This is a genomic window from Winogradskyella schleiferi, from assembly GCF_013394655.1.
GTDB classification, from domain to species: Bacteria; Bacteroidota; Bacteroidia; order Flavobacteriales; family Flavobacteriaceae; genus Winogradskyella; species Winogradskyella schleiferi.
Genome location: NZ_CP053351.1, coordinates 1,355,122 through 1,369,485 on the forward strand (window position 1 = coordinate 1,355,122; position 14,364 = coordinate 1,369,485).

Annotated in this window: 16 protein-coding genes; 11 read left to right on the top strand and 5 right to left on the bottom strand. The window is 35.1% G+C overall.

What is annotated here, in order from left to right; translation table 11 throughout:
* Positions 1-67: 67 nt before the first annotated feature.
* From HM990_RS05850 to HM990_RS05860, 3 genes are all read right to left on the bottom strand, one after another.
* Entirely contained in the window at positions 68-1,018 is a 951-nt protein-coding gene (locus HM990_RS05850) for a D-2-hydroxyacid dehydrogenase (RefSeq protein ID WP_178988034.1), read from the bottom strand.
* Positions 1,019-1,153: 135 nt separating this feature from the next.
* Entirely contained in the window at positions 1,154-2,215 is a 1,062-nt protein-coding gene (serC, locus tag HM990_RS05855) for a 3-phosphoserine/phosphohydroxythreonine transaminase (RefSeq protein WP_178988035.1), read from the bottom strand.
* 116 nt (positions 2,216-2,331) lie between these two features.
* Positions 2,332-3,390 carry an acyl-CoA reductase gene (locus HM990_RS05860; protein WP_178988036.1) on the bottom strand — a complete coding sequence of 353 codons (1,059 nt, stop codon included), beginning with the start codon at positions 3,388-3,390 and terminating at the stop codon, positions 2,332-2,334.
* Positions 3,391-3,583: 193 nt separating this feature from the next.
* Here HM990_RS05860 and HM990_RS05865 point away from each other — a divergent pair, with 193 nt between their 5' ends.
* The 8 genes from HM990_RS05865 to HM990_RS05900 all read left to right on the top strand — a co-directional run bounded on the left by HM990_RS05865 (position 3,584) and on the right by HM990_RS05900 (position 8,355).
* On the top strand, positions 3,584-3,940 hold the full coding sequence (locus HM990_RS05865) for a 4Fe-4S dicluster domain-containing protein (protein WP_178988037.1): 357 nt from the start codon (positions 3,584-3,586) through the stop codon (positions 3,938-3,940).
* A gap of 200 nt (positions 3,941-4,140) precedes the next feature.
* On the top strand, positions 4,141-4,878 hold the full coding sequence (locus HM990_RS05870) for a hypothetical protein (protein WP_178988038.1): 738 nt from the start codon (positions 4,141-4,143) through the stop codon (positions 4,876-4,878).
* Between the two features lie 295 nt (positions 4,879-5,173).
* Complete coding sequence (locus HM990_RS05875) at positions 5,174-5,524, top strand: hypothetical protein (protein ID WP_178988039.1); 351 nt, start codon at positions 5,174-5,176, stop codon at positions 5,522-5,524.
* Positions 5,525-5,537: 13 nt separating this feature from the next.
* Complete coding sequence (locus HM990_RS05880) at positions 5,538-5,927, top strand: hypothetical protein (RefSeq protein ID WP_178988040.1); 390 nt, start codon at positions 5,538-5,540, stop codon at positions 5,925-5,927.
* Positions 5,928-6,089: 162 nt separating this feature from the next.
* A complete protein-coding gene (locus HM990_RS05885; protein WP_178988041.1) occupies positions 6,090-6,959 on the top strand; it encodes a cation diffusion facilitator family transporter in 870 nt (289 codons plus the stop codon).
* Positions 6,960-6,962: 3 nt separating this feature from the next.
* Positions 6,963-7,589 carry a Crp/Fnr family transcriptional regulator gene (locus tag HM990_RS05890; RefSeq protein WP_178988042.1) on the top strand — a complete coding sequence of 209 codons (627 nt, stop codon included), beginning with the start codon at positions 6,963-6,965 and terminating at the stop codon, positions 7,587-7,589.
* 75 nt (positions 7,590-7,664) lie between these two features.
* A complete protein-coding gene (locus HM990_RS05895) occupies positions 7,665-7,874 on the top strand; it encodes a YgaP family membrane protein (RefSeq protein WP_178988043.1) in 210 nt (69 codons plus the stop codon).
* Between the two features lie 7 nt (positions 7,875-7,881).
* Positions 7,882-8,355: a hypothetical protein gene (locus tag HM990_RS05900; protein WP_229719387.1), complete on the top strand. Its 474-nt coding sequence runs from the start codon at positions 7,882-7,884 to the stop codon at positions 8,353-8,355.
* A gap of 47 nt (positions 8,356-8,402) precedes the next feature.
* On the opposite strand, the gene HM990_RS05905 is transcribed toward HM990_RS05900, so the two are convergent.
* Together HM990_RS05905 and HM990_RS05910 are read right to left on the bottom strand one after the other, a co-directional pair.
* Positions 8,403-9,374, bottom strand: coding sequence for an IS110 family RNA-guided transposase (locus HM990_RS05905; protein WP_178988044.1), 972 nt, complete (start codon positions 9,372-9,374; stop codon positions 8,403-8,405).
* A gap of 351 nt (positions 9,375-9,725) precedes the next feature.
* Complete coding sequence (locus HM990_RS05910) at positions 9,726-10,571, bottom strand: AraC family transcriptional regulator (protein ID WP_178988045.1); 846 nt, start codon at positions 10,569-10,571, stop codon at positions 9,726-9,728.
* 130 nt (positions 10,572-10,701) lie between these two features.
* Here HM990_RS05910 and HM990_RS05915 point away from each other — a divergent pair, with 130 nt between their 5' ends.
* From HM990_RS05915 to HM990_RS05925, 3 genes are read left to right on the top strand one after another with little or no spacing between them, the layout of a single operon-like run.
* A complete protein-coding gene (locus HM990_RS05915; RefSeq protein ID WP_178988046.1) occupies positions 10,702-11,514 on the top strand; it encodes a phytanoyl-CoA dioxygenase family protein in 813 nt (270 codons plus the stop codon).
* Positions 11,504-12,331: a sugar phosphate isomerase/epimerase gene (locus tag HM990_RS05920; protein WP_178988047.1), complete on the top strand. Its 828-nt coding sequence runs from the start codon at positions 11,504-11,506 to the stop codon at positions 12,329-12,331. Before HM990_RS05915 ends, HM990_RS05920 begins: the two co-directional genes overlap by 11 nt.
* Positions 12,328-14,358, top strand: a complete 2,031-nt coding sequence (locus tag HM990_RS05925; protein WP_178988048.1) for a beta-L-arabinofuranosidase domain-containing protein — start codon at positions 12,328-12,330, stop codon at positions 14,356-14,358. The genes HM990_RS05920 and HM990_RS05925 overlap by 4 nt, the downstream gene beginning before the upstream one ends.
* The last annotated feature ends 6 nt before the right edge of the window (positions 14,359-14,364 follow it).

Sequence of the window (14,364 nt, forward strand, 5' to 3'; positions counted from 1 at the left end):
TTTCAAGGTACAAAAAAAGTCCCACAGTAGTAGGACTCATTTTATTTGTTAAGGTCACATTTTTTTGTTAACCAAGAATAGCAATAATCTGTTCGGCCAATTCAGTTCCAATTCTATCTTGTGCTTCGTTGGTTGCTGCACCTGTATGAGGCGTTAATGATAACGCAGGATTCATTAACAATTGAACTTCTGGTTTAGGTTCTTTTTCATACACGTCTAAAGCTGCTCTAGCTACTTTTCCATTTTCTAAAGCTTTTACGAGTGCCACTTCGTTGACAACGCCACCACGTGCAGCGTTAGCTATGATTACACCATCTTTCATCTGTTTGAATTCTGCTTCGTCAATCACATAATCTTTTTGTGCTGGTACATGTAAGGTTAAAAAGTCGGATTGTTTTAAAACCTCTTCTTTGGAAATTGTTTTAATTTCAAAATTCACTTTTTGTCCGTCAAAGAAATCCAATTGTAAGTCTGCCTTTTCCAAAAAGGGATCGAAAGCAACCACTTTCATTCCTGCGCCTAAGGCTACTTTTGCGGTGGCCTGACCAATACGGCCAAAACCAAGAACACCTAAAGTTTTTCCTTTAAGTTCTGTTCCTTTTGCGTAAGCTTTCTTTAAACCTTTAAAGTTGGCATCGCCTTCTAAAGGCATATCACGATTGGAGTTATGTAAGAAACGAGCCAATCCATAAAAGTGTCCAAAAACCAATTCAGCAACCGAATGTGATGATGCAGCTGGTGTGTTAATTACTTTTAGTCCTTTGCTACGCGCATAGTCCACATCGATATTGTCCATGCCCACACCACCACGACCTATGACTTTTAGGCTAGGGCAGTTGTCTATTAAATCTTTTCTTACGGTTGTTGCGCTTCTCACTAAAAGCACATCAATATGGTTTTCGTTGATGTAGTTTTGTAATTGCTCTTGTGCAACTGTTGTGGTGATAACTTCGTACCCAGCAGCTTCCAATGCATTGATACCACTTTGAGAAACGCCGTCGTTTGCTAATACTTTCATGTCCTATCCCTAACCCTTTCCATAGGAAAGGGAACTGTTTGGGTAATTTTAATTAATATTTAATTTATTTTTTGTCTGACTCGTATTTTTCCGTCTCATCTTGCTTCCTTTTGGGAAGGACTGAGGATGGGATTTTTAAGCCTTACTCTCCAATTCACTCATTACTTCAACCAATGCTTTTACGCTATCCAATGATAAAGCATTGTACATCGAAGCTCTGTAGCCACCAACACTTCTATGACCATTTAAACCATTGATGCCAGCTTCCTTTACCATCGCTTCAAAGGTTTCCTTTAAGTTTTCATTCTCTAAAGTGAAGGTGGCGTTCATATTGGAACGATCTTCTTTAACAGAATAGCCTTTAAATAATGGATTTAAATCAATTTCTGAATAGATCAGACTTGCTTTCTTATCATTTTCCGCTTCAATCGCTTTAATGCCACCAAAATCCTTTAGCCATTGTAAAGTTAACATTGATACATATACCGCAAATACAGGAGGTGTATTGAACATACTTCCTTTGCTGATGTGTACTTTATAATCCATCATAGATGGGATTTTTCGAGATACTTTGCCTAAAATGTCTTCCTTAACGACTACCAGCGTTGTTCCTGCTGGACCCATATTTTTTTGTGCGCCAGCATAAATTAAATCAAATTGAGAGAAATCCAATTGACGCGAAAAAATATCACTACTCATATCACATACCATTGGTATTGGCGATTTTGGAAAGCTTTTCATTTGCGTTCCAAAAATGGTATTGTTGGATGTACAGTGGAAATAATCGTAATCCTCAGGAATGTCGTAACCTTTTGGTATATAATTATAATTTGCTGATTTTGATGAACCCACTTCGTAAATGTCATCGTAAATTTTAGCCTCCTTAATGGCCTTATCTGCCCAAGTACCTGTATTTAAATAACCAGCTCTTTTTTCCAATAAATTAAGGGCTACCATAAGAAACTGAGTGCTAGCTCCACCTTGCAAAAACAAGGCTTTGTAACCTTTGCCTTGCAATCCTAATAATTCTAAAGCTAAAGACCTAGCGTTTTCCATTACATCTACAAATGGTTTGCTACGATGCGATATTTCTAAAAGTGATAAGCCTTCGTCGAAGTCTAAAACTGCTGCCGCTGCTTGTTCCATTACCGATTTTGGTAACACACATGGTCCTGCGCTAAAATTATGTTTTTTCATTTTATTCTGAATTTATTTCAGGATCCGTCAAAATCGCCCCTGTTTTTTTATTTTAAACAGCTACAAAGGTGCTAATTAATTGCTTAAATTATGTTATGAAATTGATAATTTTTCGGCTATATTGTTAACAAGAATTCAATAGTATCTACATTATCTGCGTAATCCCATAGCGCTGGGTTTTGGGTATGGCCAAATTCGATTTCGTTATTATGGAATCCATTGGCAACAACGCATTGAACCTTATCCTTCTCTGTTTCTAATTTTTGTTTGAGGTCTTCAGTTGTACTATAATATTCGTAAAAAAGTGTGGCGATAGGCGAGGCATAACTCTCATCTTCTTTAATCATAAGGAATCCATTTTCCAACATATTGAACTCACTCATTAAATACACTGCTTTATTGTAATCGTAGTTGTTGGCGTACTTTGTTTGGTGAATGATAGCGTTCCATTTATAGACGGCTTTAAAAAGCGCTTGGAAATCGTAGTCTTTTGGCACAAATAATTTAGACACATTTCTACAGCCTAAACCATAATATCTAAAGATATCATCAGACAGTGCTTCTAATTGTTCTTTAGTTTCATTTCCTGTAAGTACAGCAACAGAATTTCTGTTCTTTCTTATGATTGAAGGTTTGTTTTTAAAATAATATTCAAAATAACGCGCAGTATTATCGCTTCCTGTGGCGATAACAGCATCAAAATTCTCTAATTTTTCTTCCGTAAATTGAATTTTCCCTTTGAATTCTGGTTCTACCACTTCTAAATATTTAGCTAAATACGGAAGTAGGTGTTTGTCGTTAGAGGATTGTTTTACCAATACCTTGTGCCCTGAAATTAGTACGCTTAAAAAATCATGAAATCCAACTAACGGAATATTTCCGGCCATAATTATGGCAACAGTTTGAGGGTTTTCAATGTTAAACTGATACTTTTCTAACCAATTATTAATGTTGCTTTCAGTCAGTGCATTAGACCAATTTTCTAATGTGAAATAAATATTACTTTTTGTAAACCAACCATTGGATTCTTGAGCTAATTTCATTTGATGTTTAAAGCCATCAAAAAATAGGTCATTGGATTCAACATTGTGATCTTTAATGCCTTCTTCGTTCTGAAATTGATTTAAAAAGCGGCCTAATTTTACAAAAGCGTTAATTCTTTGTTGTAAATCCATATATGGTTTGGTTATGCGATGTTTTGGCTTTATTTTTGTGTTCGTTTTAGCTGACAAGGCGATTGCAAAATTAAGCAAACGAAATGAGCAACAAAAAGGTTTAATTCATTAAAAGGATTAAAATTTGCGAATTCAATCTGACCTTTAGAGAATTATAACGAACAGATTAAAAAAAGAAAAACATAAAAATACTATGGCAATAATAATCACTGACGAATGTATAAATTGTGGCGCATGTGAGCCAGAATGTCCAAATACTGCTATTTACGAAGGTGCAGATGATTGGCGCTATTCTGATGGTACAAGTTTATCTGGTAAAGTCGTTTTGCCAAGTGGTAAAGAAGTAGATGCAGACGAAACACAAGAACCTATTGATGATGAAGTTTATTATATAGCTCCAGATAAGTGCACGGAATGCATGGGCTTTCATGAGGAACCGCAATGTGCGGCAGTATGTCCAGTGGATTGCTGTGTGCCAGATGAAGATCATGTAGAATCGGAAGAGGTGTTATTGGCTAAGCAGAAGTTTATGCATCCTGAAGAAGGATAATTAATAGTTATAAAATTAAAAATGAATAATTGAATCCTGGGTCTTTGGCTTGGGATTTTTTGTATTATAAACGGTTTGTTTAATACTGATTATACGATATATAATCGGTGTATAGTCGGCATATAGTCGATATATAATTTGTCTATAGGTTGTTTATTTATTCTTTTTTATATCTTTAGTATCTTGAAAATGTGTGCGTTATGGCAAAACAGGCTGGAATTGTATTTTTTGAAGGTACTTTGGGTGGTATTAATTTTTATTATCGCAAGGGCGTGCCTACTGCACGGCGTGCTGGTAGTGGCTTTACTGCTAAGGCGATAAAGACGAGTCCAAGTATGGCGCGTGTGCGCGAAAGCAATAGTGAATTTGCTGGTTGCTCGGGAGTGAATAAGCATTTTAAACGTGCCATTGTGCCATTTACTACTGGTTATAAGGATGGGACTTTGCATAGTAGGTTGATGCGTTTGTTTCTTGGTATAAAAGATTTGGATTTGACGTCTGAGCGCGGTAAACGTAAGGTAAGTGTTGGATATACTAATGACCTGGGTAAGGGTTTGCTTAAAGCTTTTGTAATATGTACTGCCCGCCCTAAATTGTTTGACTGTGTTTATGATTTTGATTGGGATAACTTGGTGTTTTACGTAAGTCAGTTTAGTGTTGCTGCGGCTAAATTTCCGAAAGGGGCTGATGTTATGGAAATAGTGGTTGGGGTAGTACGTTTCGATTTTGAAACCTATGCTTATAGCCAAACCATGGCAGAACCTATTTTGATTGGGCGCGATTTTGATGTTACAGATTTTGACCTTAGCGTAAACGGATTGCCTTCGGGTGATGGGGCTTTGATAGCTGTGGCGCGTGTGGCGTTTTATCAGGAGGTTAATGGTGAAAAGTATTTATTACCTGGTGGTGATGGTTTTGGAATTAGCTTATTTAATTAACATGGATATGCCCTTAGAAAAAGCCCTACGGAAGCGTGACAAACGCTTTTTACCTGCGGCCTATAGCCTTATTGAGATATGCTAAACGATTAGCAATTTTAATCTGCTGTAAAAACAGAAACATACGTTTATATAAAAAATACGTAAAGCTACGTATTGACTTTCTTTTTTAAAAAGTCGAACTTCGCATATCAATAGACCCAAAACGTGCAGACTTAATCGAAATAACGTTATTTTTATAGCTTGAGTAACGTTATACGAGTGTTGTGCATAATTTACCAAAACACTATAAAAATTGACATTTAAGGAAATTTATAATCTGACAATTAAATATTATCCATCTGAGATTGATATTTCGGACGGAATAATGGTTGAGAAAGATAGTAGGAATTTTAAAACTTTATCGGACTCTTGGGATGACGCCGAAATAAAAACTAAAAATGAATCTGATTTTATAAAGTTGATGGTTTGGGCAATTTTTTGCGCTTATCACAAAAAAGCAATAGAAAACTTTATGAACGGAAAAAAGACTGTTTCTCTGACCGAATTGGATATGAAATATCTGAAATACAAGTTTGAAGAAAGCTTACTAAATAAGGAATCTGACTATTATGCTGAATCAAGACGACAATACAGAATTGAATAAAAAACTACAATAAATGAAAAAAATATTCATCTTGACTTTACTCTCATTTTTCGGTTGTAAAAACAACCCAATTTGTACTGTGAACGAAAATAACGCTGGAAAAGAAATTTATGATTTGGACGAGGCGACTTGTTTCATTGCATTAAAGCTAAATAAGAAAAAATCTGACTTGAATTTGATTCGTGAAGCTCTGGTTGCTGAAATAAACTTTATGGATAAAATCGGACTTAACTCTGACAATCCGAACCCTGAAAACGAAACTGACTCTAATGTCGAATTGTATATAAATCAAATGGTAGAATATGCTCTGAATGAGGAAAAAGTTGGCCTGACAAAAAAGGAATTACAGGAAATCTATAATGCAGAAATTGAGTATTTAATATTTATCGGAGTTGCGGGTTAAGAAAAAACTATGCACAACACCTTGTATAATTCATTGCTAGTACTCGCCTATTTACGAAAATCCTCGCGGATTTTCCTCTGGTTCGTTTTTGTTTACTAACTTAGTCCTAGCCAACGCAACTGAACCATACACGAAACCGTTGTGTGCAACCTGAAAAACTGAATGAATAACGAACAAACTGCAATACGAACTACATATTTTAGCATAATTGGAAACACCAGTTTAGCTTTGATTAAAGGACTTGCAGGATTCTTTGGTAATTCATATGCGCTCATTGCTGATGCAATAGAATCAACAACCGATATTTTCTCTTCTCTACTTGTATTATTTGGTTTAAAATATGCCAAACGACCAGCAGACAAAAATCATCCATACGGACACGGAAAAATTGAACCGCTAATAACATTCTTAGTAGTAGCTTTTCTTGTAACATCAGCAACTATTATTGCCTACGAAAGCATTCAAAATATTCAGACGCCTCATAAGGTTCCAAAATCTTGGACTTTGATTGTACTTGGTGTAATTATCATATGGAAAGAAGTGTCCTTTAGAATAGTAATAAAAAAAAGTAAGGAGACAAATAGCACTTCACTCAAGGCAGATGCTTGGCACCATAGAAGTGATGCAATTACTTCAATTATGGCATTCATAGGAATTTCTATCGCTTTAATTTTCGGAAAAGGATATGAAACGGCTGACGATTGGGCAGCTTTATTAGCTTCTGCTTTTATTTTATACAATAGCTATTTGATTTTTAGACCTGCTTTAGGAGAAATTATGGATGAGCATTTATATGATGACCTATTGGAAGAAATTCGAGAAGAATCTTTAAAAGTCAAAGGTGTAGTTGGAACAGAAAAATGTTTTATTCGAAAAGCAGGAATGAAATACCACGTTGATTTACACGCAATTGTTAATGGAGAAATTTCTGTTAAGGATGGCCACGATATTGCACATTATTTAAAGGACCATTTACGCAATGAAATACCAAATTTAGGACACGTTTTAATACATATTGAACCAGATAAATAAAGAATGGAACTTGACAGAAAAATATTATCCTTTCTTAAACCTGATTTGGTTGAAAAAATACTGCAAGAATCTAGCATTAAGGAATTTCCAAAAGGAAGTGAAATTTTAAGGGAACAACAGTATGTCAAAGTTTTACCGATTGTTGTTAATGGCCTGATAAAAGTATATTCAAGATTTGATGAGAAAGAATTGCTACTCTACTATATCGAATCTGCCCAAAGCTGCGTAATGTCTTTTTATGCGGCTTTAAAAAATACACCGAGTAAAGTATTTGCACAAACAGAAGAAGATTCAACAGTTCTTTTGTTACCCGTTCATTTATTACCAACTTGGTTAAAAGAATACCCAGACTTCAATGAACTTTTCTACAATCAGTTTAATCTGAGATATACGGAGCTATTAGACACAATAGGTAGTTTGTTATTAGATAAGATGGATAAAAGACTCTACGAACATTTAAAGAAGAAAACTAAATTAAGTCATAACAATTCTGTCAATATGAGTCATTCCCAAATAGCGAATGAATTAGGAACTGCTCGTGAAGTAGTTACTAGAGTTTTAAAAAAGCTTGAAACAGATGGGAAAGTTGAACAAAAGTCAGGTAAAATAAGAATTATTGACGAGTGGTGACTACAGTCACTGCATATCTCTAGAAGACTATTTACCTTTGTAAGGTAATATTTCAATAATTTAAAATTTTCAATTATGACAAAAAATATGGGTTCAGCAGACAGAATTATAAGAGTTATAATCGCTGCAATAGTTGGTATTCTTTATTTTACAGGAACAATATCAGGTACATTAGGTATTGTTTTATTGGTGCTTGCAGGAGTTTTCGTTTTAACAAGTGTGATTAGCTTTTGTCCACTTTATGCACCGTTTGGAATCAAAACATGTCCTGCAAAAGATAAATAATTAGACTATGAAAATGATAAAATTAACATCAATAATAGTAGGAATATTTAGCTTGCTATTTGTTGTGTCTTGTAGTAAGGATGATGATAACCCAACTGATGATAATCCAACTAATAATACCCAAACTACGGTACAAAGTAATGTTCAAAGTGGAATTTGGAGAATAACTAAATTTATTGACTCGGGAACAGATGAAACTAATCATTTCCAAGGTTACAACTTCACATTTAATAGTACAGGCGTTTTAAACGCAAATAATGGAACTAATAATTATGACGGAACTTGGAGTATTACAGATAGTAATAGTAATGATGATAGTCAAGACGATTTGGACTTTAATATCAATTTCAATTTGACTAATGATTTTGAAGATTTGAATGATGATTGGGATTTTATCTCTCAATCCTCTACAAAAATTGGACTAATAGATGTTAGTGGAGGACATGGTGGTACTGATTATCTTACATTTGAGAAAAATTAAAGGCAGCACACAACAAAGTACTGTGGTAAAAAACAAGTAAAATCCATTTAATTTTTCACTAACGTACTTTTATATTCTGCATCATATATCAAGCCTGATTTTGCGATTGCAAAGGCCTGTTTTAGTAGTTTATTACACACGGCAATTAATGCCAATTTTTTACTCTTTCCCTTGGCTACTATTCGCTCGTAAAGATCTCGGCAAGCTTTGTTGTATTTACATGCATTAAAACTGCATATAATTAATAAATTTCTCAGTTTCTGGTTTCCTATTTTACTTATCCTCGGTCGGCCTTTTACACTACTTCCGCTTTGCCTAATTACTGGAGTCAGACTTGCGTAACTGCACAGCTCACATGCGCTATTGAAACGATCAATACCACCTGTTAAAACCACCAACATAATAGCTGTTTTTGGACCAATACCTGGAATGGTCTTTAAACGTGTAAACAGATCCTGATGCGATTGTTTTACTAAAACCAAAAGCATTTCCTCTAAGGTTTTTATCTCTTTTGTCAGTTGCCTTAAGCTACGTTTTAAAGACGTTACAACAATCTTACTTGGATTGCCCAAAACAGCTTCACCGTGTATTTTGTTTTTTAGCATAGTACTTTGTTTTGTATACACAGAAAGGGTTCTGACGATTTGGAGGCATTCTATTTCTTCCTTAGAATTACCTATCCATAGCTTTAATTCTACCTGCTCAGCATAAGCACATATAAGTTTGGAATCGCTCTTATCGGTCTTTACTTTTGATAGTCCCATTTGTATGAAACGTTTCACTGACAATGGATTTTCCACCGATACTTTTATACCAGATTCCAGTAAATGATAAGCCAACTGATAATGGTAATAACCTGTGGCTTCCATGACGCAATGACTCTTATTATTTAAAAGTTTCGTAAACTTTTTAAAGCCAAATTCATTGTTTTTAAACTGATAATAATTACCATCAGAATCGGTGACATCGAAAACTAAATGACTAATGTCAATTCCAAAATATTTAATATCTTTATTCATAAGAAAATGTTTTTTTTGAAAGGACGATCTACGCGAGTTTCAACGACTTAAAATCGAGGTCTAAAAGCCTCACAGAACTGTACGAAATCTGTGTAGAAAAGAGAGGGGATTTACAATGTTGACGAAGTCTTAAGCTTCTGCGTATATATTAACCTTATTCCTCTCTTTTGTCTTTTCTGATTTATGCTCTAATTTAATGAATTGTAAACTTAAGCCGTATATAATTTATTGCTAGTTCTAGTCTACTTACGAAAGTCCGCGAGGACTTTCTTGGTTGGTAATTATTTACTAAAGCAGGTGCTTAAAACACGCAACAAACCATATACAACAACGTTGTGCTTCATTTTAACACTATAGTATTTTCAAATTTGATTTTTTGTATTCACTCGGACTTAATCCTTTTATTTTTTTAAATGTTCGATTAAAGTGACTGATACTTTCAAATCCAGCCGAAAAGGCTATGGCTTGTATAGACAAATCTTTTGAAAGCATAAGCTGACAGGCATTCTCTATTCTTGTTATATTTACAAAGCTGATAAATGAATGCCCAGAGTGTTTCTTAAACCAACGACAGAAAGACTGTGGAACCATATGCGCAACTTCAGAAACTTCATTTACTGTAAGCCTTTTGTCGAGATGTTCTAGTATGTAGTTGTTAATGCGGGAAAATTTTAGTTGTCCCGAAACTTTTTCTAGTCTTACTTTATACTGTTCAGATGTTAATAGACTATAATCCTGATGAGCCTCTAGAGTTCCTAGTAATTTTATTAGAGCACTAATCCTTTCTAGTTCATTGAGTTCTTCAAATTCTTTAATACAACTTATTAGTTGACTGTTTGGATTTTTAAATAGAACACCTCTTTTAGCTTTTTCAAATATGAATTTTAAACGATCGCACTCTCTAAAAGTTGTAAAAAGTTCATGTGAAAACTGTAAAATATAGGCTATCTGGTCATTGTCATTTGCTTGACTAACCCAATGATGAGGTAAGTTTTTTCCAACCAAAACCAAATCCAAATCACTGAACGGCAATATGGAATCACCGATAAAACGGGTACCCTGGCCACGGTATATTAAGGTCAATTCCAATTCTGGATGAAAATGCCAATAGGGCATAAATTCTTTGGTTACTCGTTTAAAGAATTTAAAGGACTGCTGAGATTCCTTAAAATTTATTTGCTCTAAAATTGGTTTCATTAATCTTAATTTAGCACAAAATAATAAAATAAAGTCAAAATATGTTTAGATATGCATAGTTTTGGTTAATAACCGAAAATACAAAATTGAAATCTGCTATTAATTTTGAATATCCAAAAATCAGAAAATAATGGTAGCAACAGATATCTTGAATCAACATTACTCTCTTTCTCAAGAACAAATTGATTTTTATAATCAATATCGTTACATCAAACTTAAGGATGTATTGGATGAAGAGACCCTTAACTATTATAATGTCATTATCAGTAATAAGGTTGATGAATTGAATGATGTTGAAACACCTCTTGAAGATCGAAACACCTATGGGAAAGCATTTTTGCAACTGTTTAATTTATGGCAGCAAGATGAAATTATAAAAGAATTAATATTCAGTAAACGTATTGCAAAAATAGCTGCAGATCTAATGGACGTCGAAGGCGTTCGTCTATATCACGATCAAGCACTTTTCAAAGAAGCTGGTGGTGGAATTACCCCTTGGCATGCAGACCAGCATTATTGGCCTTTGGCGACAGATAAAACAATTACTGCATGGATACCTTTACAGAAAACGCCTTTAGAAATGGGACCATTAGAATTTAGCGCAGGAAGTCATCAAATTTTACATGGAAGAGATTTATCGATTAGTGATGATAGTGAAGCCCAAATAGAAAAACGATTAAAAGTCACAGATTACAAGCATGTTATTGAACCATTTGATGCTGGTGAGATCAGCTTTCATTCTGGATGGGTATTCCATCGTGCTGGCACAAATACGACTAATCATATACGCAAAGTCATGACCATTATTTATATGGATAAAAATATGAGATTGAAAGAACCTTCTAATGATGGTCAACAAAACGATTGGGAAACTTGGTGTCCGGGAGCTAAAATTGGAGAAGTGATCAACACGCCTTTAAATCCTGTTTTGTATGGAAATTAAATACCTCTGTCCGTATTGGGGAAGCGAAGATCATCAACCTAAATCGTTTATTGATTATGTAAAAAATGAAGAATATGATGGTGTTGAAATTAATATTCCTAAGGATGATGTGTTTGAAACTAATTTCTACAATGTATTAAATGGAATAAGAAGAGAGCGTCCAGAATTTATTTGCGGTGTACAACAAGTTTTTGGCATCAAAAAAGAAACACCACAAGAGTATCTTGATAAAGTTCTAAAAAGGTTGTCTGAAATGGTGCACTATCAGCCCGATTTCATCAATTCTCACACTGGCAAAGATTATTATTCATTTAGTGATAATTGTAAAATTATTGATGCCATTGAGGAATTTTCAATGAAATCTGGTATTCCGGTGTATCACGAAATTCACCGAGGGCGCTTCACCTTTCATTCTCAAACCACATTACGTTATTTAGATGTTTTTCCTCGCCTGAAATTTGTGGGTGACTTTTCGCATTGGTGTGTCGTTTCAGAATGCCTGCTTTACGACCAAGAAGAAGCTATTGAAAGGATAATTCCGCACATCGCCCATTTGCATGCAAGAGTAGGAACCGAACAAGCTTCACAAGTGAATAATCCTTTTGCACCTGAGTGGTCTCAGCATTTAGAGCGATTTACAACCATTTGGAAAGACACCTTAGATTATCAAAAGAAGAGAGGAAAGCAATTAACCATTACCCCTGAATTTGGACCATTTCCGTATATGCCACAAGCTCCATTTATACAAGAACCGCTTTCAGATCAGAGAGAACTCAATATAAAAATGAAGGATTACCTAAAATCTCAGCTATTATGAAAAAGTCAGTAATTATGATGGTTGTATTCGCTTTATTGTCTTGTAAGGAGGAAAATCAAAATTCTCAAGGCGAGAATTTCAGTAATAACGTAAATAAAGTCGCCAATACTATTATTGATGATTCTGAACAGTTAGCGTTTTTCAATACTCCAAAGCAACCCATACAACCCAAATTTGAACAATTACCATCAGGAAGTGTACAGCCTAAAGGTTGGATTCTTAACATGATGAAAAGCGATTTAGAACAAGGCATTGTAGGTGCCTTAGGCGAGTTGTATCCAGGAATTAAATCAGATGATCTATATTACACGGCACGAAGAGGCGGCATGGAAGATATCCCAGAAATGGGTGACCTGGTACTTACTGGTGCAGAATGGGAAAAATCCATCATGTGGTGGAATGCGGAAACCATTGGAAACTGGTGGGATGGATTTATCAGACATGCTTTTATGACTAATCATCAGGAAGCCATACAGCAATCTCATAAAATTATCGAAAACCTTTTGAACTCTCAGGATGCGGATGGTTACATAGGGATTTACAAGCCTAATTTGCGTTACCAACACGAAGGTTCTAACGGTGAGCTTTGGGCGCAGACAACCGCATTTAGAACCATGCTTGCCTACTATGAATTTACACAAGACAAACGAGTTTTAGACGCTGTTGAAAAAGCCATGAAACTCACCATGAAAAACTATGGAGAATCAGGTAAAAACCCCTTTTATCTGAAGAATGCTTTTGGTGGTGTTACCCATGGATTGATGCTGACGGATGTTTGCGAAACCTTATTCAGAATCACAAAAAATCAAAATTATCAAGATTATGCCACGTATTTGTATAAAGCATTTTCAACCTATTCAATAAATCGCTCATTTAACGACTTACGATATCCATTTCTTAGTGAACGTGATTCACTCTTTGAAGGACACGGCGTGCACACGTATGAGCACATTCGATCTATGGTAAATGCCTACTACAATACAGGATATCCAGAATTAGCTAAGGCATACGACAATATGTTAGCAAAGTTAGAGCCTGTGATTTTACCAAGTGGTGCTGGTCATGCAGATGAATGGTTATTAAAATTGAAAGCAGATCCAACAGAAACTGCTGCTGAATATTGTGCCATGTTAGAATTACGTAATTCTTATGGAAGTCTGTTAGAAAAAACTGGAGATATTGCCTTTGCTGATGCCGCTGAAAAACTGACTTACAACGCTATGTTAGGAGCGAGAAATCAGGACGGAACAGCAATCACTTATTCGAAATTTGACAACAGTTATACCATCGATGGAAAACATCATAAACACGGAGAAGTGAAAGACGAGCCACGATACAAGTACTCTCCTACGCATTCTGAACCAGCAGTTTGTTGTGTACCTAACTATGGAAGAAACTTGCCTTATTTCTTACACCAGATGTATATGAAATCAGATGACGCCATCATGATTTTAATGTATGGTCCATCTGAATTGACAACTGAAATCAATGGAGTAAACATTTCAATTGAGCAGGAAACTAACTACCCTTGGAACAATCAGGTTACATTTAGAGTACAGACTTCTGAACCGGTTGAGTTGAGTTTGAAATTCAGAAAACCTCAATGGTCAAAAAGAGTGGAATTCGCTGGAAGTGAAGCGCAGCTTGAGAATGATTTTTATGCAGTAACTAAAACTTGGAATGGCGAAGAAACTTTCACCGTAACGTTCGACAACCCTTTAGAATTAAACAATGTTGAGGATGAAGTTTACGTGCAGCAAGGACCTGTTGTTTATGCTTACGCTATTCCTCACACTGAGAAAACAATCAAAACTTACGAAGGAACTAATTTCAGAGATTACCATGCTTTACCTAAAAACGAGGATGCAAGGAACTACGAAATCATACCCGGAACCGTATCTGAATCTAACGGGAAAGTATCTGGAAAACTATACGACTCGACTAATAACAAAGAATTAGATGTCGAGTTAGTACCATTTGGTAAAACTATTTTAAGAAAAACAACCTTCCAAATAAAGAACAATTAATTATGA

Bases quoted from the DNA above. Each gene is read 5' to 3' on its own strand.
- HM990_RS05925 (WP_178988048.1), top strand. From the start codon at position 12,328: ATGAAAAAGTCAGTAATTATGATGGTTGTATTCGCTTTATTGTCTTGT.
- HM990_RS05850 (WP_178988034.1), bottom strand. From the start codon at position 1,018: ATGAAAGTATTAGCAAACGACGGCGTTTCTCAAAGTGGTATCAATGCA.
- HM990_RS05920 (WP_178988047.1), top strand. From the start codon at position 11,504: ATGGAAATTAAATACCTCTGTCCGTATTGGGGAAGCGAAGATCATCAA.
- HM990_RS05885 (WP_178988041.1), top strand. From the start codon at position 6,090: ATGAATAACGAACAAACTGCAATACGAACTACATATTTTAGCATAATT.
- HM990_RS05890 (WP_178988042.1), top strand. From the start codon at position 6,963: ATGGAACTTGACAGAAAAATATTATCCTTTCTTAAACCTGATTTGGTT.
- serC (WP_178988035.1), bottom strand. From the start codon at position 2,215: ATGAAAAAACATAATTTTAGCGCAGGACCATGTGTGTTACCAAAATCG.
- HM990_RS05860 (WP_178988036.1), bottom strand. From the start codon at position 3,390: ATGGATTTACAACAAAGAATTAACGCTTTTGTAAAATTAGGCCGCTTT.
- HM990_RS05880 (WP_178988040.1), top strand. From the start codon at position 5,538: ATGAAAAAAATATTCATCTTGACTTTACTCTCATTTTTCGGTTGTAAA.
- HM990_RS05865 (WP_178988037.1), top strand. From the start codon at position 3,584: ATGGCAATAATAATCACTGACGAATGTATAAATTGTGGCGCATGTGAG.
- HM990_RS05870 (WP_178988038.1), top strand. From the start codon at position 4,141: ATGGCAAAACAGGCTGGAATTGTATTTTTTGAAGGTACTTTGGGTGGT.
- HM990_RS05895 (WP_178988043.1), top strand. From the start codon at position 7,665: ATGACAAAAAATATGGGTTCAGCAGACAGAATTATAAGAGTTATAATC.
- HM990_RS05905 (WP_178988044.1), bottom strand. From the start codon at position 9,374: ATGAATAAAGATATTAAATATTTTGGAATTGACATTAGTCATTTAGTT.
- HM990_RS05900 (WP_229719387.1), top strand. From the start codon at position 7,882: ATGAAAATGATAAAATTAACATCAATAATAGTAGGAATATTTAGCTTG.
- HM990_RS05915 (WP_178988046.1), top strand. From the start codon at position 10,702: ATGGTAGCAACAGATATCTTGAATCAACATTACTCTCTTTCTCAAGAA.
- HM990_RS05910 (WP_178988045.1), bottom strand. From the start codon at position 10,571: ATGAAACCAATTTTAGAGCAAATAAATTTTAAGGAATCTCAGCAGTCC.